15 protein-coding genes and 1 pseudogene are annotated in these 21,023 nt (G+C 40.4%); 3 read left to right on the forward strand and 13 right to left on the reverse strand.

The window, feature by feature from the left end:
* Window positions 1-45 precede the first annotated feature (45 nt).
* The 11 genes and pseudogenes from NMM19_RS05915 to NMM19_RS05965 all read right to left on the reverse strand — a co-directional run bounded on the left by NMM19_RS05915 (window position 46) and on the right by NMM19_RS05965 (window position 13,386).
* Window positions 46-1,794, reverse strand: a complete 1,749-nt coding sequence (locus NMM19_RS05915) for an ABC transporter ATP-binding protein (protein ID WP_254730536.1) — start codon at window positions 1,792-1,794, stop codon at window positions 46-48.
* A gap of 1 nt (window position 1,795) precedes the next feature.
* Window positions 1,796-3,520, reverse strand: coding sequence for an ABC transporter ATP-binding protein (locus NMM19_RS05920; protein WP_254730539.1), 1,725 nt, complete (start codon window positions 3,518-3,520; stop codon window positions 1,796-1,798).
* Window positions 3,521-3,570: 50 nt separating this feature from the next.
* Window positions 3,571-4,509 (reverse strand): peptide-methionine (R)-S-oxide reductase MsrB, encoded by a 939-nt coding sequence (gene msrB, locus NMM19_RS05925; protein WP_254730542.1) that lies wholly within the window; start codon window positions 4,507-4,509, stop codon window positions 3,571-3,573.
* 124 nt (window positions 4,510-4,633) lie between these two features.
* Window positions 4,634-5,503, reverse strand: coding sequence for a homoserine kinase (gene thrB, locus NMM19_RS05930; RefSeq protein WP_254730545.1), 870 nt, complete (start codon window positions 5,501-5,503; stop codon window positions 4,634-4,636).
* A 1-nt stretch (window position 5,504) separates the two neighbouring features.
* On the reverse strand, window positions 5,505-6,791 hold the full coding sequence (locus NMM19_RS05935) for a homoserine dehydrogenase (protein WP_254730548.1): 1,287 nt from the start codon (window positions 6,789-6,791) through the stop codon (window positions 5,505-5,507).
* 139 nt (window positions 6,792-6,930) lie between these two features.
* Window positions 6,931-7,653 carry a peroxide stress protein YaaA gene (gene yaaA, locus NMM19_RS05940; protein ID WP_254730551.1) on the reverse strand — a complete coding sequence of 241 codons (723 nt, stop codon included), beginning with the start codon at window positions 7,651-7,653 and terminating at the stop codon, window positions 6,931-6,933.
* A gap of 45 nt (window positions 7,654-7,698) precedes the next feature.
* On the reverse strand, window positions 7,699-8,109 hold the full coding sequence (locus NMM19_RS05945; RefSeq protein WP_254730554.1) for a peptide deformylase: 411 nt from the start codon (window positions 8,107-8,109) through the stop codon (window positions 7,699-7,701).
* 107 nt (window positions 8,110-8,216) lie between these two features.
* Window positions 8,217-10,901, reverse strand: a complete 2,685-nt coding sequence (locus tag NMM19_RS05950; RefSeq protein ID WP_254730557.1) for a calcium-translocating P-type ATPase, PMCA-type — start codon at window positions 10,899-10,901, stop codon at window positions 8,217-8,219.
* Between the two features lie 223 nt (window positions 10,902-11,124).
* Window positions 11,125-12,057, reverse strand: a pseudogene (locus NMM19_RS05955) (DUF6056 family protein).
* Window positions 12,058-12,131: 74 nt separating this feature from the next.
* On the reverse strand, window positions 12,132-12,413 hold the full coding sequence (locus tag NMM19_RS05960; RefSeq protein WP_254730560.1) for a DUF6056 family protein: 282 nt from the start codon (window positions 12,411-12,413) through the stop codon (window positions 12,132-12,134).
* Window positions 12,414-12,450: 37 nt separating this feature from the next.
* On the reverse strand, window positions 12,451-13,386 hold the full coding sequence (locus NMM19_RS05965) for a glycosyltransferase family 2 protein (protein WP_178894695.1): 936 nt from the start codon (window positions 13,384-13,386) through the stop codon (window positions 12,451-12,453).
* A 483-nt stretch (window positions 13,387-13,869) separates the two neighbouring features.
* On the opposite strand from NMM19_RS05965, the gene NMM19_RS05970 reads away from it, so the two are divergent.
* On the forward strand, window positions 13,870-15,060 hold the full coding sequence (locus NMM19_RS05970) for a cation diffusion facilitator family transporter (RefSeq protein WP_254730563.1): 1,191 nt from the start codon (window positions 13,870-13,872) through the stop codon (window positions 15,058-15,060).
* A 40-nt stretch (window positions 15,061-15,100) separates the two neighbouring features.
* Here the strand turns inward: NMM19_RS05970 and scrK are convergent, their stop codons facing one another.
* Window positions 15,101-15,988, reverse strand: a complete 888-nt coding sequence (gene scrK / locus NMM19_RS05975) for a fructokinase ScrK (protein ID WP_178894693.1) — start codon at window positions 15,986-15,988, stop codon at window positions 15,101-15,103.
* A gap of 308 nt (window positions 15,989-16,296) precedes the next feature.
* The gene (locus tag NMM19_RS05980) at window positions 16,297-18,192 is read right to left on the reverse strand and encodes a sucrose-specific PTS transporter subunit IIBC (protein ID WP_254730566.1); all 1,896 of its coding nucleotides are present in this window, start codon (window positions 18,190-18,192) and stop codon (window positions 16,297-16,299) included.
* Between the two features lie 364 nt (window positions 18,193-18,556).
* Here NMM19_RS05980 and NMM19_RS05985 point away from each other — a divergent pair, with 364 nt between their 5' ends.
* Both NMM19_RS05985 and NMM19_RS05990 read left to right on the forward strand, forming a co-directional pair.
* Complete coding sequence (locus tag NMM19_RS05985; protein ID WP_178894691.1) at window positions 18,557-20,011, forward strand: sucrose-6-phosphate hydrolase; 1,455 nt, start codon at window positions 18,557-18,559, stop codon at window positions 20,009-20,011.
* Window positions 19,992-20,957, forward strand: coding sequence for a LacI family DNA-binding transcriptional regulator (locus tag NMM19_RS05990; protein WP_178894690.1), 966 nt, complete (start codon window positions 19,992-19,994; stop codon window positions 20,955-20,957). The genes NMM19_RS05985 and NMM19_RS05990 overlap by 20 nt, the downstream gene beginning before the upstream one ends.
* Window positions 20,958-21,023: the final 66 nt, after the last annotated feature.

Genomic DNA, 21,023 nt, shown 5'->3' on the forward strand with positions numbered 1-21,023 from the left:
GCAACTTTTCTTGTTTGTTCATTGGCATTATAAAGGATTGCCCACTTATTCTGGACTAAAGGTTGCTGCTTTTTGCATTTGATAGTATTTGCCTTTTCTCGCCATGAGTTCTTGATGGCTACCATGTTCGACAATATCTCCATCCACCAAGACAAGAATCAAATCAGCATCCTGAATGGTCGACAAACGGTGGGCAATGATGAAGCTTGTCCGTCCTTTCATGAGTTTGGCAAAGGCATCCTGAACCAGAATCTCGGTACGGGTATCGATGGATGAAGTTGCTTCATCTAAGATAAGAATCTTAGGAATGGCTAGAAAGACACGGGCAATGGTTAAGAGCTGAGCCTGACCAACAGATAAGGATTCCCCTGCATTTTCAAGCTTGGTATCATAACCCTGTGGCAACTGCTGGATAAAGAAGTCCGCATTAGCTGCCTTGGCTGCTGCGATGACCTGCTCTCGGCTTGCTTCAGGATTTCCAAAAGCAATATTGTCATGAATGGTCCCTTGCTTGAGCCAGGTTTCTTGGAGCACCATTCCAAACTGCTGTCGAAGGGATGCTCGAGTATAGTCATAAATGGAGCGACCATCTAGCAAAATATCTCCTGAATTAATCGGATAAAAACGCATGAGGAGATTGATAAGGGTAGACTTACCAGCGCCCGTTGGCCCAACGATAGCAACCTTGCTACCAGCTGGGATATTAATAGATAAGTCCTTAATCAAGATCTTTTCAGGATTGTAACCAAAAGAAACATGTTTAAAGGAAATAGCTCCTTTGACTTGGTCGCTGTTCAATTCTTCCAGACCAGTTTCTGTAACCTCAGGACTTTCTAGAACAGCATAAACACGTTCTGCACAAGCCAAGGCACTTTGCAACTCGGCCAAGACAGATGAAATATCGTTAAAAGGCTTAGTGTACTGCTGCACATAGTTCAAAAAGGTCACTAAACGTCCAACTGTCAAAGTGGAACCTGCCATGATGCGCAAGGCTCCAACACCAGCTAGTAGGGCATAAATGAGGGCATTGACAAAACGGGTCGAAGGATTGACTGTCGAAGAATAAAAGATAGCTGACTGAGAATAACCTGCGTAGTTATCATTTGCCTCATGAAGTCTCTCGATAAATTCTTCCTGGGCATTGAAGGACTGGATAATATTCTGTTGGGTGAGCGATTCTTCTATCAACTGAGTCTGAATCCCCCTAGTCTCTGTCTGCTTTTGAAAGAGATGGTAGGATCTCTTAGCGATAAAGCGTGAAATGACCATAGATAGAGGTGTTAAGAGCAGAACCAAGAGAGTCATCAATAGATGGATTTGGAGCATGGCAAGAATACTAACCAAAATCATCAAAACTCCTATGAAAAATTGGTTGAAAATCATATTCAGACCCGCTGCCAATTGTTCAATATCTGTCGTTACACGGCTGACCATTTCCCCACTACCTTGTCTATCTACAAAGGCAATCGGTAAACGATGGAGTTTTTCAATGATTTTTTCGCGCAAATCTCTGGTATAGGAGAAAATCAGTCGATTATAGAGGAGGGGATTGGCCCATTGTACTAGAGTATTTCCAATCACCACTATAATCATCTGGAGGAAAATCTGCCAGAATATCTGAGACGAGCCCGTCACTAGAACTTGGTCAATCACCTCTCCAATCAAGATTGGCAGATAGATTGATAGGGCTACCTGAGCAATGGTTCCCAAGAAAGCTAGGAAAAGAAGAACGGGATGGGCAGCTAAATCTTTTGCCAAACGTTTGAGGGTTTGACTTGCGTGTTTGCCTTTCATTCTAATCCTCCTTTCCATGTTGGGATGCATTGATTTCACGATAGACTTGACTAGTCTTCATCAATTCCTCATGATTTCCAAGCGCTAATTGCTGACCTTTCTCCAAGAGAAGAATTTGATCAGCAATCTTCAAAGTCGAAGTTCGTTGGGAAATCAAGATCAAGCTAGTATCAGGCAAGTTTTCCTGAACAGCCTTCAGAAGATTGGACTCAGTAATGGTATCAAGAGCCGAAGTCGCATCATCCAAGATAAGAAAAGGTGCTCGACGCAAGACTGCCCGGGCAATCGACAAACGTTGTTTTTGTCCACCTGAAAAATTACGACCGCCTGCTTGGACTTCTGCATACAGCTGACCTTCCTTTTCACTGACAAAGTCCTTGGCCTGAGCAATTTCCAAAGCCTGCCAAAGTTCTTGGTCAGAGACAGGCTCTTCCATACCCAAGGTCAAATTGGAACGAATCGTTCCCTTAAAAAGTTCAACCTTTTGAGGGACATAGGCTATCCAGGACCGCCATTGAGCCAGATCCCGAGAGCCATGTCCAGCCTGATAGAGGCCCACTGTTCCTTTATCTGGTTTGTACAAACCAAGTAAAACCTGTACCAAGGTTGACTTACCAGAACCAGTTCCTCCGATGATCCCAAGAATTTCTCCTTGCTGCATATCAAAAGAAATATCCCTTAGCGAAGGCTGAGCTGCATCTGGATAAGTAAAGGTCAAGTCTTGGACGTGTAAAACTTGATTTCCAGAAACCCTTCCTGCCTTAAGTTCAGTATGAATATCTTCAGGTTTTTCAGCGAAGACTTCCTCAATACGCTTAGCTGATATATAAGACTGGTTGAGTGAATTAATCAGCATGGCTAGTTTAATCAACTCTACCAAAATTTGTAAGAGATAGTTGATCAGGGCAATCAAGGCTCCCTGACTGAGCCAGCCTCCCTGAATAGAAATATAACCATTCCAGATAATCACCAGCAAAGTTCCGTTGACAATCAAATAGGTCAAGGGGGTCAATAGACTAGACCAGTAGCCTGTTTTCATTTGGATAGCCGTATAGATTTGGTTGAGTCGTTGGAAATTCTCAATCTCTCGTTTTTCTTGGCCAAAAGCACGAATCACACGCATCCCTTGTATCTGTTGGCGCGTCTCCTGAACTAGCTGGTCAGTTTTCTTTCTCAAACTACTGTAGAGAGGATTGACCAAGCGTGATAACACGACAATGACAAAGGTCAAAATGGCAACCATGACCAAGAACCATAGAGTCAATTCAGGCGAGAGGCGATAAGCCATGAAAATGGCACCGAAAACAATAATAGGCGCCCTTAAAAAGAGGCGTAAAAATTGATTGATCCCTGTCTGAATCTGATAGGTATCTGAAGTCAAGCGCGTCACCAAACTCGAAGTTGTCAAACGGTCTCTACTATCCTTAGGCAAGGAAAGAATATGACGATAAAGGTCATTGGTCAACTCCTTAGTAAAGCCGACTGCTGCCTTGGCTGAGTAAAACTGGGCTACTAAAGCTACCAAAACGCCGATAACTGCAAAAACAAAGAGGAGACCCATTTGCAGCCAGAGATGACCCTGATCTTTTTGAGGGATGGATTGGTCGACAATCCCAGCTATCACCATGGGAACCAAAAGTTCAAAGACAGCCTCTAACAACTTAAACAAGGGTGCTAGGAAAGACTCTTTCAGGTAGGGTTTAAAGTAAGAAAGTAATTGTTTCATGTGTCCCTTCTATTTTCAAAATGAAGAAGGTGGGAAAACCACCATCTTTTCTACTTGTTCAAATATGGAAGTAGGTAGCCATAGCCAGCCTCTTCCATCTCATCCTTAGCAATGAATCGTAAGGATGCAGAATTAATACAATAGCGTAAACCACCTAGTTCCTGAGGTCCGTCTGTAAAGACATGTCCCAAGTGAGCATTTCCTGAACGTGAACGAACTTCGATTCGCTCCATACCATGACTCAAGTCCTGGTAGTAATGAATGAGTTCCTTGAAAATAGGACGGCTAAAGCTTGGCCAACCACAGCCTGAGGCAAACTTATCCTTGGCAAAGAAGAGGGGCTCGCCAGTCGTGATATCTACATAAATTCCTTCCTCAAAAGTTTGGTCATAGGCATTGCTAAAGGGAGCTTCCGTCGCAGCCTCTTGGGTAACTCGGTAGGACTCTTCTGATAAACTTTCTCGTAAAACTGCCTGACTAGGTTTTTCATAGTTGGCGGCATCTATCAGTGGTTTCTCAGCATCCCTCACATCAATGTGGCAATAACCACCAGGATTTTTCTTGAGGTAGTCTTGGTGATAGTCCTCAGCCAGGATATAGTGACGGAGTTTCTCCACTTCTACCGCTATTTTACGACCGATGAGAAGCTCTTGTTCTCGAACGACCGTATGGATGGTTGGCAAATCCTCTTCATCTTGATAATAAATCCCTGTGCGGTACTGACGACCACGGTCGTTTCCTTGTTGGTTGACAGATAATGGATCAATGACTCGGAAATAATAAAGCAAAATCTCACGGAGCGAGACTGCTTTTTCATCATAGATAACTTGTACAGTCTCTGCATGATCTGTTTCTTTGATTAGTTGATAATTGGTGGTTTCTACCTGACCATTGGCATAACCAACACTGGTTTGCAGCACTCCAGAAATACGTGAAAAGTACTCTTCCAAGCCCCAAAAACAACCGCCTGCTAGATATATTTCTGCCATTTCAAATCCTCCTTGACCGTCTGTCGGTCGCTAAACACGGGAAACATTTCATATCCCATGTTTCATTTTCAAAAAAAGGACAGGAAGCCCTCTAATAGAGAGTTTCCCCATCCTATTGCTAAATTTATTTTGCTTCGACGCGAACGCCTTCTGTGTCTACTTGTAAATCATGAAGCTTGCCTTTGAAAGGTTGCTTTTCAAGCTCTGCCTTAATCTTTGGCATCTTGTCAGGGTCAGCCAAGACCATGACAGTCGGACCAGCTCCAGAGAGGTAGGTTGCATAAGCACCATTTTTCTTGGCAACTTTTTTGATGGTCGCAAATTCTCGCACCAGTTCTTGACGGTAACGCTCGTGGAAGAGGTCACTCTCAATAGCTTGGCCTGCTTTGACCATATCTCCAGTCAGTAGGGCTGCAATAGCCACATTGGCGATAGAACTTGCTGCAACAGCTTCTTTGTAAGAAAGTTTCTTAGGCAAGACACCGCGACTATCGCGAGTACGCAATTCATAGTTTGGAATATAAGCTAAGAAAGCACACTCTGGGAAGGGCACCACAACTGCTGAAACCTGGCCTTCGACTGAGCTAGCAATGACGAGATTTCCATAGATAGCAGGTGCAACATTATCAGGGTGTCCCTCAATCTTAGTCGCCAACTGTAATTTTTCATGTTTGCTTAGCTTCAAGTTCCCGAGTTGATTTGCCAGCTCAATCCCTGCAACGATGACTGAACTAGAAGAACCTAGTCCACGTGCAAGCGGAATATCACTGACCATCTTCAAACGTCTAGGTTGTAGGTCTGGAACAATCTGTAGAGCAATCTTCAGCAAAAGATTACGTTCGTCACGTGGAATCCATTTACCTAGTTGGTGCTCAATCATCCATTCTTCACGTTCTTCACAAACCTGAATTTCTAGATACTTAGTTACAGCTACACCAACAGAGTCAAAACCTGGACCCACATTAGCACTTGTAGCAGGTACAATAATCTTCATCTTAGTCTCCTAAAACCTTGAAGGTATTGAGAAGTTCAAACTCAGATACACGCTTCAAAGCTGCTGTAATATTTTCAAGTTGCGCCTTGTTGATTTTATGAGTGATGATGACAATACGAGCCTTACCTTCTTGCTTGCCATCTTGTAGGATTTGCTTGAAGGAAATATCTTCTGCGTTAAAGAGTTCAGCCAATTTCAAGACTTGACCTTTTGAGTCTGGAGCCAAGATTGAGAAATAGTAGTTGGCTTTGACATCTTCTGGCTTAGCCAAGACCACTGGACGGCTGTATTCATTAAAGGCTTTTCCAATTGTTCCATCATTCAAACGACGAACGATACGGGCAATATCAGCCACAACACTTGTTGCAGTTGGTTTTTGACCTGCACCCGGTCCGTAGTACATAGACTCGCCGATACCGATAGATTCCACAAAGACAGCATTCATAACACCGTTAACACTTGCTAGTGGGTGTTCTTTAGGAAGGAAGGTTGGTGTAACCTCAGCAGCGATTCCAGAAGCTGTTTCTTCGATAGAACCAACTAATTTCACAACATAACCAAGTTCTTGAGCTACTGCCACATCTTCTGGAGTGATGTTGCGAATTCCTTGGTGACCAACATCTTCAAACTTGACATTCATCCCAAAAGCAAACTGGCTAAGGATAACCATCTTGTAGGCTGCATCAATCCCGTCCACATCATTGGTTGGGTCGCTTTCAGCGAAGCCAAGTCGTTGGGCTTCTGCCAAAGCATCCTCGTAAGACCAACCTTCGGTTACCATTTTAGTCATCATGAAGTTTGATGTTCCATTGACAACACCAAGAACACGAGTGATTTTATCTGATGCTAGTGAGTTAACCAAGGTACGAAGGATTGGAATTCCTCCTGCAACAGCTGCTTCGTAGTAGAGAGCAACATTGTGAGCTTTGGCAATTTCAAGCAATTCTGCACCATACACTGCCAAAAGGTCCTTGTTGGCTGTTACGACGTGTTTACCTGCTTCTAAAGCACGAGTGATAAAGGTTTTTGCAGGCTCGATACGTCCCATCAACTCAACAACGATCGTGATGTCTTTGTCTGACAAGATTTCATCGATATTTGTTACAAAATTAAAATCATTTCCCGCTTCAAGCAAGCGTGCTTTTTCTTGATCGTCTTTGACCAAAACTTTAGCCACTTCAATTTCTGACTGGGCTGCTTGAACGATTTTTTCTCTATTTTCCTTTAGCAAGAATGGTACACCACTGGCTACTGTACCAAATCCAAGTAAAGCAATCTTAACTGACATGTTTGTCTCCTCGAAATTTTCTAATAGTCCTATTATACCAAAATTGTGCGAAAATTCCTACCATTCTAAACTAAAAATAGAAAGACCAAATCCTAAAAAGCCTGCCCCGATACAACCTAGGACAGACGCTATTTTCAATCTATTTTACAAAAACCAATTCCTTGTCACTAGACAGATCATTTCTATAGTTAAAACCTGCAAAGCTAAGCTTTTTGATCTCTTCTACCGAAGTTACCTGATTTTCCATCAAGGCTGTTAAGAAGGCGCCTCTAGCTTTCTTTGAAATGGTTGAGTGGATTTTTAGTTTTCCATCTTTGTCTTCCATAAACTTAAAGGTCACCATCTTCTCTCGGATTTCTTTTGGAAAGACATTTTCAAATTCAGAAGACAAGAGTGAAAAGATGCAATCTTCCTCCCTCACCGACTCTTCATAAGCCGTCTGCCAATGTTTTGTAAGACTTTTGCCACCAACTTTGAGCTTCATCATAAAATCTAGTCTATGAGGAGCGATGGGTGCAAAGGCCGGGATCACACCATAGAGAGCTGATGTTATCGTGAGGTGTTTCTCCAGATAGGCTTGCTCCGCTTGGGTTAGATTGTCCCGTTTGATGTTGCGATACATGAGCCCATCAAAGAGGTGCAAGGCAGGATAGTTTCTAGCCGTTCCATTTTTCAAGGCTTGGATATGGTCATACTCCTCTTGCGCCTTTTCGGCAGAGATTTTATAAAAACTCTCTAAATCTTGGGCAGAATATCTAGCTAATTCATCCAGAACAGCCTGACTCTCAGGACACAATGGTTTAGCCTCTAAACTAGGGATTTCGGTATTCATTTCTTTTGCGGTTGGGATTAGAATTTTCATAGTGTTAGTGTAGCATATTTTTCTAGGAGCACCAAGGATTTGAGTCTAAATAACGCGACCTTCTAAATGGTCGAGTTCATGCTGACAGATCTGAGCCGGAAAGCCTGTCAGGGAAATGGTCTGCTCTTGCCAATGAACATCTCTATAGGATACGGTAATTTTTTCATACCTGGTTGTCGGTCTTACACCTGTTAGAGACAAACATCCTTCCTCGGTCTCGTATGGTCCTTCAAAAGATTTGAGAACCGGATTAAACATAACCATGGGAATCATGCCAAAGTTAAAGATAATGACTCGCTTTTGTACCCCAATCATATTGGCTGCTAGTCCAACACAGGTTTCACGGTTAGCCAGTAAGGTGTCCTGCAAATCCTTTGCTAGAGGCAAATCCTCTTGACTCGCAGGCTGGGATACCTGCGATAAAAACATCATATCTTTGACAATTTTCTTTTCCAACTACTATTTCCTCCATCTTTATCATTCTACTTGATTATAGCATAAAATCTATCTCCGTTTATCTTATATAAAAGCAAAAAAGCCATCCGAAGATGACTTTTCAATGTTTAAATGGCGTTTTTATCTTTACCAAGTGCACGTTGAATTGCTTTAACAATTTCAACAAGAACAACAATCAAGAGTGAACCTATAATAACCGCCAACCATTGAGTCAAGCTCAAATGTGAAACGTGGAAGAGGCTGTTAAATCCTGGAACTACAATCGTAGCCATCAAGAGGATGAAGGCAACTGGGATTGACCAGTTAAAGGTTTTGTTTTTGAAGAGTCCAACCGTAAAGATTGATTGGTAAACAGACTTGACGTTAAAGGCATGGAGCAATTGGATAAAACCTAGAGTTGCAAAGGCCATGGTAAGGGCATCTGCGTGGATCTCAGTTTGAACTTGATGCTCTGGGAAGAGAATTGCCCAGCCATAGACACCAAGAACGAGCATGGTTTGGAAGATACCTTGATAAAGGATAGCTCCGAAGACACCACCGTCAAAGAAGTTAGATTTACGTCCACGAGGTTTGTGAGTCATAACCCCTGGCTCAGCTGGTTCAACACCAAGAGCGATGGCTGGTAGCGTATCTGTTACCAAGTTAATCCAGAGAAGATGCACTGGTTGTAACACATCCCAACCAAAGAGGGTTGCAAAGAAGATAGTGAAGACCTCAGCCATATTGGCAGACAAGAGGTATTGAATTGATTTTTGGATATTTGAGAAGACCTTACGTCCTTCTTCAACCGCTACGATAATGGTTGCGAAGTTGTCATCGGCAAGGACCATATCAGAAGCTCCCTTAGAAACCTCTGTACCAGTAATCCCCATACCGATACCGATATCAGCTGTCTTAAGTGATGGTGCATCATTAACCCCATCACCTGTCATGGCAACAACTTTACCTTCTTTTTGCCATGCTTTCACGATACGAACCTTGTGTTCAGGTGATACACGAGCGTAAACAGAGTATTGCTTGAAAACTTTTTGGAATTCTTCATCAGAGAGTTCGTTCAACTCAGCCCCTGTAAAGACGTGGTCTTCTGTATCATTTGGATCGATGATTCCAAGACGTTTGGCAATGGCTTCAGCTGTATCTTGGTGGTCACCCGTGATCATGATTGGACGGATACCTGCTTCTTTAGCGACACGGACAGCTTCTGCTGCTTCAGGACGCTCAGGGTCAATCATGCCGACCAAACCAGAGAAGATGAGGTCAGATTCAACAATTTCAGATTCCAAGGTTGGAATTTCGTTACTTGTCTTGTAAGCCATCATCAAGACACGAAGGGCTTGTTTAGCCAAGTCTTTGTTGGTGGCAAGAATAGCTTTCTTGTCTTCTTCTGTGATTGGGCGAACTTCCCCATTGACTTCAATACGAGTCACACGTTTGAGCAATTGGTCAGGGGCTCCCTTGACAGCGATAAAGTAAGAACCATCTGATTCCTTATGAATGGTAGACATGAGTTTACGGTCTGAGTCAAATGGCAATTCAGCCACACGTGGCTCATCCTTCAAGACTTCACGAACATCAAAGTTGTGGTCCAAACCAAACTGTACAAGAGCTGTCTCCGTTGGATCACCAATCAATTTACCAGATGGGTCCACCTTGGTATCATTAGCAAAGTTCATGATACGAAGGGTATTATTGCTAGCCGCAATTTCTGTTGCAGAGCTTTGCAATTGACCGTTGGTATAAACCTTTTCAACAGTCATTTGGTTCATAGTCAAGGTACCTGTTTTATCAGATGCGATGATTTCTGTTGAACCAAGCGTTTCAACCGCTGGTAATTTGCGGACAATCGAATTACGTTTTGCAAGGGTTGTAGTTCCCAAAGATAGAACGATGGTTACAATGGCAGGGAGACCTTCTGGAATCGCAGCAACCGCAAGAGCAACCGCCACCATCAAGCCTTCTAATGGATGCTCTCCACGAACGAAGACACCAACCAAGAAAGTAATGACAGCAATCACAACGATTAAGTAAGTCAAGGCTTTAGATAATTGTTCCAAGCTTTGCTTCAATGGTGTTTCAGTCTCATCGGCATTAGCCAACATATCTGCAATCTTACCAACTTCTGTATACATACCAGTGTTGGTCACGACACCAATACCACGACCATAAGTTACATTTGAGTTTTGGTAACCCATATTAACGCGGTCCCCAATACCAGCGTCTGCTTCAACTACTTGAGTAATATCTTTTTCAACTGGTACAGATTCACCAGTAAGAGCAGCTTCTTCGATTTTAAGAGACGCCGCTTCCAGCAAGCGCATATCAGCAGGAACTATATCTCCAGCTTCAAGCAAGACGATGTCCCCAGGCACCAATTCTTTTGAGTCGATCTCAATGACATGACCATCACGACGAACACGGGCCATTGGGCTAGACATATTTTTCAAAGCCTCAATCGCTGCTTCTGCTTGACCTTCTTGGTAAACACCAAAGGCTGCATTCAGGACAACTACGGCCAAGATGATAATGGCATCTGTTAAACCGTCCATTCCTTCTGTAATGACAGAAAGTGCCGCTGCCGCAAGCAAGATAATAATCATCAAATCCTTAAATTGATCAAGGAATTTAGCTAGTAGGCTACGTTTTTCGCCCTCTTCCAACTCATTACGACCATAAGTCGCTAAGCGTTCTTGAGCTTGAGCAGTTGACAAACCTTCGATAGATGAGTCCAAGTTCTTTAGGACTTCCTCAGAAGATTGCGTGTAAAACAAATCTTTATTTTGTTCTTTTGACAAAACAGTCTCCTCCTTTTTGGCCTCTTTTTACAAAAAAAGAGACCTGTTTTTTAAAAAAACAAGTCTCGCTGTTTAATATAGTGCCGGAAATAATTCGGAATGACGACACTATCGCGGTTAACCGCCAGCTACTCCCTTGAGTAGTTCTATTATATCAGAAAATCTTACTTTATACAATAAATGAAAGAAAATCCAAACAATTCAATGGAATTCTAGGTAACTATTATTCTCCTTCTACACTTTTAACACCAAAAAAGACTGCCATCCATTGATTAAACCAAGCATCACTGTTTGGATGTAAATTGTTCGTCCCAAGATAGGCATTATATAAATATCTAGGTTGCTTAAAAAATTTTAATACAACTTTGTCTTGACCCATTTTTTGAGCATTTCTTAACTCTGTATACTGCTGCTGAACTTGAATATACGTTTCATAATTATCTCAAACAACATTATTATAGGAAATACCAAATTTAATGGCTACTACTATTACATAAACAACTAGAAGTTTTTCTAATGATTTTATATTGTCAAGTGTTAATTTTATTAGCTGAATAACTGCTAAACAAATAAGAATACTTGCTCCAAAGAAAACTCTATCTGGTTTCTCATTACTAGCAATGAGACTATATATACAAGCAAAATGGGCTAGCATTACAAAACATACTTCGATAAATTGTTCTTTTTTTATCAGTTTGCTGACCAATAAATAACCGACTAATATTGCAATCATTAAATATAAGACTTCGTATTTTCCAAAAGATAATTTGACTAATTCAAATATCTTTCCTTTAAGATTATCAAAAATTGCAATCTCACCTGCTCTATGACGAGATCCAGGCGAAGAAATCATTAAAAAGTAACCTACTGTAGCACTAACAATTTCAATAATTTTCCACTTTGGAAAATTATCTTTCAATATATGAAATGTAAAATATAGTATACCCCAGAGAATAAATGCTGGAGAAGTATTTTCATTCCCTGCCCCCATGAAAAAGGCTAGCAATACTGTAAAAGGTAAAACTTTTATATGAAGATCTTTCTTTGTAAATAGATAGAACCAAAATAAATCTATGAGTGCTGTCCATAGATAATTTCCTGAACCTGATATCCACAAAATCGTTTTCCCAATTTCTGGTAAAAACCACCAAAGCATAAAAAACAATAAAATCAGGAAAAAGACACAACTATTTTTAGAATTTACCTTAATTAAATTAGAACTTAACTGCTCTATAATACTACAAGTAATACAAAAACAATAGAATTAAAAATATTAAAATATACTTTATCAAATTGCATAAAAATTTGAACAATACTATGCCCTGTAAAGCGACCGTTCCATATTGCCCAATGATTTACCTGAGATGTAACTAAATCAAAAATATTTTTGATTTTTTCCTCATTTCCAGTCGGTAGAGAATCTTTATAAATGTATCTATAAACAAAATCATCTGAAGTGTATAATGTGAAATGATTTAGAATGTAAATCAAAATAAAAATTAAGCTACACACCAATAGATAACTAACTAACTAACTAACTAAAGACTTTCTACAAACTTTCATGAGTTTTCTCCTTTACCAAATAAATGGGTCTTTTTTTGGTCTCTAGAAATATTTTTCCAATATATTTACCCACAATACCTATAGAAAGCAATTGAAGTCCTCCTAAGAAAAGGATAATTGTCATAATTGAGGTCCAGCCTGAAGTAGGATTTCCCATTATCAAAGTTCTAACTACAATTAAAAACATTAAGATAAAGGATACTAAACACACGAATCCACCCATGAAAAAGGATATATTGAGTGGAGCATCTGAAAAGTTAATTATCCCTTCCAGTGAGTATTTAAACAGAGACCAGAAACTCCACGAAGTATTTCCTGCCACCCGTTCAACATTGTTATATTCTATATATTTTGTTCTAAAACCAACCCAAGCAAAGATACCTTTAGAGAAACGATTATATTCAGATAGCTCCAATATAGCCTCTACCATTTGACGACGCATCAAGCGAAAATCACGAGCACCATCAACAATATTCAACTGACTGATTTTATTAATGATTCGATAAAATAATTTTGCAAAAATCGAACGGATAAATGGTTCTCCCTTACGATTAACACGATAGCTACCTACACAGTCAATATCTTCATCTTCATCTAGTATAGATTTCATTTGAACTAATAACTCTGGTGGATCCTGAAGATCCGCGTCCATTACTGCAACATAATCTCCCTTTGCTTGCTTCAATCCAGCATATAGAGCTGCCTCTTTACCAAAATTGCGTGAAAAAGATACATAATTGACTCGGTCACATACACCACTTAGTTCTTTTAAAACTGATAGCGTTCCATCTTTTGAACCGTCATCAACAAAAATATATTCTATATCTTCATGGATTTGCAAAGCAATTTTTTCAACTTCTTTGAAAAAAATCGGGACAGATTCTTCTTCATTGAAGCAAGGAATTACTATAGAAATTGTCATTATTCTAAAACCTTTCTATTATTCAATCTTTCTTTTCTTTGATGTAAATTAAGGGCAGTAACTAAGTAATAATCATCATATACGCATAATAATATCTAAAATAATTACAACCGGTGAGCAGATTCCTGTTAAAAAAAAATTATAGAGATTTATCGTTTATCTCATTTTAATATATCAAACTTCTTTATTAATAGCAATAAGAGTGTGAAAAATTCTACCTATTACAACTACACTGTATAGTTACCTATCTCAGCAACAAGATTAAGTGCTAGAATGATAATTAATATTTCACCTAATTTCCAATGTTATCTGCTAATATTTTATATAAAAAATACAAATATTCGAATATCATTTTAGCATGTTTTCTTTTTTTAAAAAAGTATTTCATGTTCTATTCTATCAATTTCCTTACTTCCTCCATTTGAAATTTCCTTGGAAAACCAGTATAATGAAAGAATACTAAAATGCTAGAAGGGGAGTTAGATGAATCAATCGGTTTCAAACTTAAAATTGGCTGAGCGTGGTGCCATTATCAGCATTTTGACTTATCTTTTCTTGTCTGCAGCTAAGCTAGCGACCGGACACCTCCTCCATTCATCCAGTTTGGTGGCTGATGGTTTTAATAACGTTTCAGATATCGTTGGAAATGTAGCCCTTCTCATCGGGATTCGTTTGGCTCGCCAACCCGCAGATAGAGATCATCGCTTCGGTCACTGGAAAATCGAGGACTTGGCAAGTCTCATCACTTCCATCATCATGTTTTACGTTGGCTTTGATGTTCTACGTGACACCATCCAAAAAATACTCAGCCGAGAACAAACGGTCATTGACCCACTTGGTGCGACTCTGGGAGTCATCTCTGCCATCATCATGTTCGCCGTTTATCTCTACAATACCCATCTGAGCAAGCAGTCTAAATCTAAGGCGCTTAAAGCGGCTGCTAAGGACAATCTATCAGATGCTGTAACTTCTCTTGGAACTTCTATCGCTATCCTGGCTAGTAGCTTCAACTATCCTATAGTTGATAAGTTGGTCGCTATTATCATTACCTTCTTTATCCTCAAGACTGCCTATGACATTTTTATTGAGTCATCCTTCAGTCTTTCGGACGGCTTTGATGAGCACTTGCTAGAAGATTACCAAAAAGCAATCATGGAAATTCCTAAGATTAGCAAGGTCAAGTCCCAACGCGGTCGTACTTACGGAAGCAATATTTATCTGGACATTACACTTGAGATGAACCCAGACCTCTCTGTTTTCGAGAGCCACGAAATTGCGGATCAGGTCGAATCTATGTTATCAGAACGATTTGGTGTCTTTGATACTGACATTCATATTGAACCAGCACCAATCCCTGAGGATGAAATCCTAGATAATGTCTATAAAAAATTGCTCATGAGAGAGCAACTGATTGACCAAGGAAATCAACTGGAAGAGTTACTTGCAGAAGACTTCATTTATATCCGCCAAGACGGACAAGAATTAGACAAAGGAGCCTATAAGGCTGAAAAAGAATTGACCTCTGCTATTAAGGAGCTTCATTTAACTTCTATCAGTCAAAAGACTAAACTCATCCGCTATCAAGTCGGTGATACCATTCATACCAGTATCTGGCGCCGTCACGAAACTTGGCAAAATATTTTCCATCAGGAAACCAAAATAGAAAAAGATTAAAGAAAGAGGCCGGGATGTATCCCGACCTCCTTTTTTATTCTTATTTAGCAACGCTCTTAGCAAGAACAAAGTTTCCGAGTGTCGCTGAACCATTACCAGCAACAGCTGGTGTTACGATATAGTCACGCACATCTGGAACTGGTAGGTAACCATTGAGAAGGGCTGTGAATTTCTCACGTACACGGTCAAGCATGTGTTGTTGAGCCATAACCCCACCACCAAAGACGATGACATCTGGACGGAAAGTTACAGTTGCGTTCACTGCAGCTTGAGCAATGTAGTAGGCTTGAACATCCCAGACAGAGTTGTTGAGTTCAATGTTTTCCCCACGAACACCTGTACGAGCTTCCAAACTTGGACCAGCTGCATAACCTTCCAAACATCCATTATGGAAAGGACAAACACCTTTAAATTCTTTTTCAATATCCATTGGGTGTCTAGCCACATAATAATGACCCATCTCAGGGTGACCAACACCACCGATAAACTCACCACGTTGGATAACACCTGCTCCGATACCTGTACCGATTGTGTAGTACACTAAGTTTTCGATACGACCGCCGGCATTGTTACGAGCTACCACTTCACCGTAGGCAGAACTGTTTACGTCTGTTGTGAAATACATAGGCACGTTTAGAGCGCGACGGAGGGCACCAAGCAAGTCGACATTTGCCCAGTTAGGTTTTGGAGTTGTTGTGATAAATCCGTAAGTTTTTGAGTTTTTATCGATATCAATAGGACCAAATGAACCAATGGCAAGGCCTGCAAGGTTCTCAAATTTTGAAAAGAACTCGATAGTTTTATCGATTGTCTCGATAGGAGTTGTTGTTGGAAATTGTACTTTTTCTACAACGTTAAAGTTTTCATCACCGACAGCACAGACAAATTTTGTACCGCCCGCTTCCAAGCTTCCGTATAGTTTTGTCATGATAAACCTCTAGTTTTTATTTTCTCTATTATAGCATATTTCCAGAAGGAAAGTTGCTCTATATTTTAGATTTTCCTCTGTAAATTTTACCATTCAAGCAAAAACGAACAAACATGACATTTGTTCGTTTTTTTGATTTATTAAATCGACAGTAGTATACTCAATGAAAATCAAAGAACAAACTAGGAATCGAGCTGCAGGTTGCTCAAAGTACAGCTTTGAGGTTGTAGATAGAACTGACGAAGTCAGTAACACATACATACGGCAAAGCAAGTATGACGCAGTTTGAATTTGATTTTTGAAGAGTATTAAGCTTTAACTTCGATGATTGCATCTCCCTTAGCAACTGATCCAGAAGCAACTGGATTTACTGAAGCAAAGTCCGCAGTGTTTGTCACGATAACCATTGTTGTGTTATCAAGACCTGCAGCAGCAATCTTAGCTGAGTCAAACGTTCCAAGAACATCTCCAGCTTTAACCTTGTCACCTTGAGCAACTTTATGGTTGAATCCTTCACCGTTCATTGAAACAGTGTCGATACCAACGTGGATCAAGATTTCGGCTCCGTTAGCTGTTCTTAGGCCATAAGCATGTCCTGTTGGGAAGACAATTGTCACTTCAGCATCAGCTGGTGCGTAGACAACATCTTGGCTAGGTTTTACAGCGATACCTTGTCCCATAGCTCCACTTGAGAAGACTGGATCATTCACATTTGAAAGAGCAACGACATCACCAACGATTGGTGTTTGAATAACACCTTCGCTCGGTGCAACAACAGCACCAGTAACTGCTTCTTCAGTCAAACGATCTGTTTCAGCTTCAGTAATAGCACCTGCAGCTTCTTCTACTTCATCTTCATAACCAAACATGTAAGTAAGAGCGAAACCAAGTGCAAATGATACAGCTACCATAAGAAGGTATTGTAGAAGTTGTCCGTTACCAATGTAAAGCATTGTACCAGGGATGATTGTGATACCATTACCAGTACCAGCAAGTCCAAGGATAGATGCCAATCCACCACCGATTGCACCAGCAATCAATGAAAGGAAGAATGGCTTACGGAAACGCAAGTTAACCCCGAAGATAGCAGGCTCAGTAATACCTAGGAAGGCAGAAAGAGCAGCTGGGAAAGCAAGTGTTTTAAGTTTAGGATTTTTAGTTTTCACACCAACGGCTACTGTCGCAGCACCTTGAGCAGTCATAGCTGCAGTAATGATAGCGTTGAATGGGTTAACATGGTCAGCAGCAAGCAATTGAACTTCAAGCAAGTTGAAGATGTGGTGAACACCTGATACGACGATTAATTGGTGAACTCCACCAATCAAGAAACCACCAAGTCCGAATGGCAAGTTAAGAATAGCTTTAGTTCCAATGAGGATGTAGTTTTCAACAACGTGGAAGACTGGTCCGATAATAAACAAACCAAGAATTGACATAACCAAAAGTGTTACGAATGGTGTCACCAATAGGTCAAGAACGTCTGGAACAACTTTACGAACAGCTTTTTCAAATTTAGCTCCGACAACCCCGATGATGAAGGCTGGAAGAACTGAACCTTGCAAACCTACAACTGGGATAAATCCGAAGAACTGCATTGCAGTTACTTCACCACCAGAAGCAACAGCCCAGGCATTTGGAAGTGAGCCAGATACGAGCATCATACCAAGGACGATACCAACGGCTGGGTTACCACCGAATACACGGAAGGTTGACCAAACAACCAATCCTGGCAAGATGATAAAGGCTGTGTCAGTTAAGATTTGAGTGTAAGTTGTCACATCTTGTGGAAGTGTCATTCCGAGAGCAGTCAAGAGACCACGAACACCCATGAAGAGACCAGTTGCTACGATAACTGGAATGATTGGAACGAAGACGTCACCGAATGTACGGATAGCACGTTGGAACCAATTTCCTTGTTTTGCAGCTTCTGCTTTCATTTCAGATTTTGTAGAAGTTGGCAAACCAAGAGCTACGACTTCATCGTACATCTTGTTTACTGTACCAGTACCAAAGATGATTTGGTATTGACCTGAGTTAAAGAAAGCACCTTGAACTTTTTCCAAGTTCTCGATAGCATCTTTGTTAATTTTCGCTTCATCTTTAACCATAACGCGAAGACGAGTCGCACAGTGAGCTACACTATTAACGTTCTCACGTCCACCTAAGGCTTCGATGACTTTTTTTGCAATTTCTGTATTCGTCATTTGCAAAAATCTCCTTATAAAAAATTTTGTAAAATGTTTGAAAGCGATTTATTCGCCCTACGAGTATTATTCTATCACGTTTTAAAAATATGTCAAGCGTTTTGCAGAAAAAATTATTTGTTTTTTTGTTTTTTGACTGTTTTTGATATTTTTGAATAGTATTTCTTCGATAAATACCTATTATTAAAAGGTTTTTGCTAAAAAGTTTTCAAAAACTTTCATATTTTCATCAATTTTCATAAAATTTAACTTCTATTTCCTGTCAATCGTTTGACATTTTTTTCTTAATTTTATGATAAAAGACTTGCTTTTTTATAAGGAAACGTTTACTATAAAGATAGTAGAATTTATGGAGGGAATATAAATGGAATGGACTACCGAGCGTCGTTATAGACGCTATGAAGATTGGACACAAGAAGAAATAAAACAAATCCAAGAAAAGATGGCGCAGTCACCATGGCATACAAGCTATCACATCGAACCCAAGCAAGGTCTTCTCAACGACCCGAACGGTTTTTCTTACTTTGATGGCAAGTGGGTTGTCTTTTACCAAAACTTCCCCTTTGGTGCAGCTCATGGTTTAAAATCTTGGGTTCAGCTTGAAAGTGACGATTTGGTTCACTTTACTGAAACTGGTGTTAAAATCTTACCTGATACTCCACTTGATAGCCACGGCGCTTACTCAGGATCTGCTATGCAGTTTGGCGATCAACTGTTCTTATTTTATACAGGAAATGTTCGTGACGAAAACTGGGTACGTCACCCTTATCAAATCGGTGCCTTAATGGATAAGGATGGAAAAATCGAAAAGATTGATAAAATCTTAATTGATCAACCAGCTGATGCTACTGACCACTTCCGTGATCCACAAATTTTTAACTTTAAAGGACAATACTATGCTATCGTCGGCGGTCAGGACTTGGAGAAAAAAGGATTTGTCCGTCTCTACAAAGCGGTCGATAACGATTATACAAACTGGCAAGAAGTGGGTGATTTGAACTTCAACAATGACCGTACTGCCTATATGATGGAGTGCCCAAACCTAGTCTTTGTTGGGGAACAGCCAGTTCTTCTCTACTGTCCACAAGGTTTGGATAAAAAGGTTCTTGACTATGACAATATCTATCCAAATATGTATAAAATCGGTGCTTCCTTTGACCCAGAAAATGCTCGTATGGTTGATGTTTCTGAACTTCACAATCTTGATTATGGTTTTGAAGCCTATGCTACTCAAGCTTTTAACACTCCTGATGGACGTGCCCTGGCAGTAAGTTGGCTTGGTTTACCAGATGTGTCTTATCCATCTGATCGCTTTGATCACCAAGGAACTTTCTCATTGGTCAAAGAATTAACCATTAAAGAGGGCAAACTCTATCAGTATCCTGTAGCAGCCATCAAGGACCTCCGTGCTTCAAAAGAGGAATTTTCAAATCGTTCTGAAACTAAGAACACCTACGAACTTGAACTAAACTTAGAGGCTAATAGCCAAAGTGAAATCATCCTTCTTGCTGATAACGACGGCAAGGGGCTCTCTATCAATTTCGATCTTGTCAATGGCCAAGTAACCATTGACCGCAGTCAGGCAGGTGAGCAATACGCTCAAGAATTTGGAACTACTCGCTCATGTCCAATTGATAATCAAGCTACTACCGTAAATATCTTCATCGACAATTCAGTCTTTGAAATTTTCATTAATAAAGGAGAAAAAGTATTTTCTGGTCGTGTATTCCCGCATGCAGATCAAAATGGAATTCTCATTAAATCTGGAAACCCAACTGGAACATACTACGAATTAGAATATGGTCGCAAAACTAACTGATGTCGCAAAATTAGCTGGCGTCAGCCCTACTACTGTTTCACGTGTCATCAACAAAAAGGGTTATCTTTCAGAAAAAACCATTCAAAAGGTTAATGATGCTATGCGTGAGCTGGGCTATAAACCCAATAACTTAGCTCGAAGTCTTCAAGGAAAATCAGCCAAGTTAATCGGTTTGATTTTCCCTAAAATCAGCCATGTGTTCTATGCTGAATTGATTGACAAATTGGAACACGAACTATTCAAAAAAGGTTACAAGACAATCATTTGTAATAGTGAACACGATTCGGAAAAAGAACGTGAATACATCGAAATGTTGGAAGCCAATCAGGTGGACGGTATCATTTCGGGAAGTCACAACCTTGGGATTGAGGATTACAATCGCGTAACCGCTCCAATCATTTCATTTGACCGGAACCTATCACCAGATATCCCTGTCGTTTCTTCTGACAACTATGCTGGTGGTGTCCTAGCCGCTCAGACTTTGGCTAAAACTGGAGCTAAATCTGTTATTATGATTACAGGTAATGATAACTCCAACTCACCAACTGGACTTCGTCATGCAGGCTTTGCTTCTATCTTACCCAAGGCTCCTATTATCAATGTTTCCAGTGACTTTTCGCCCCTTCGTAAGGAAATGGAAATTAAAAATATCCTGACCAAACAAAAACCAGATGCGATTTTCGCATCGGATGATTTGACAGCCATCTTGGTGATGAAAATCGCTCAGGAACTTGGTATTTCTGTTCCAGAACAACTTAAGGTTATTGGCTACGATGGAACTTATTTTATCGAGAATTTCTATCCTCACCTCACTACCATTAAACAACCCTTGGAAGAAATTGCTCGCCTGACAGTCGATTTACTACTTCAAAAAATTGAGGGGAAAGAAGTTGCTACGACTGGTTATTTCTTACCAGTTAGTCTCTTACCAGGTAAAAGTATTTAATACTCTTCGAAAATCTCTTCAAACCACGTCAGCTTCCATCTACAACCTCAAAACAGTGTTTTGAGC

Source organism: Streptococcus sp. CF8_St5-17 (assembly GCF_024295665.1).
Classification (GTDB): Bacteria; Bacillota; Bacilli; order Lactobacillales; family Streptococcaceae; genus Streptococcus.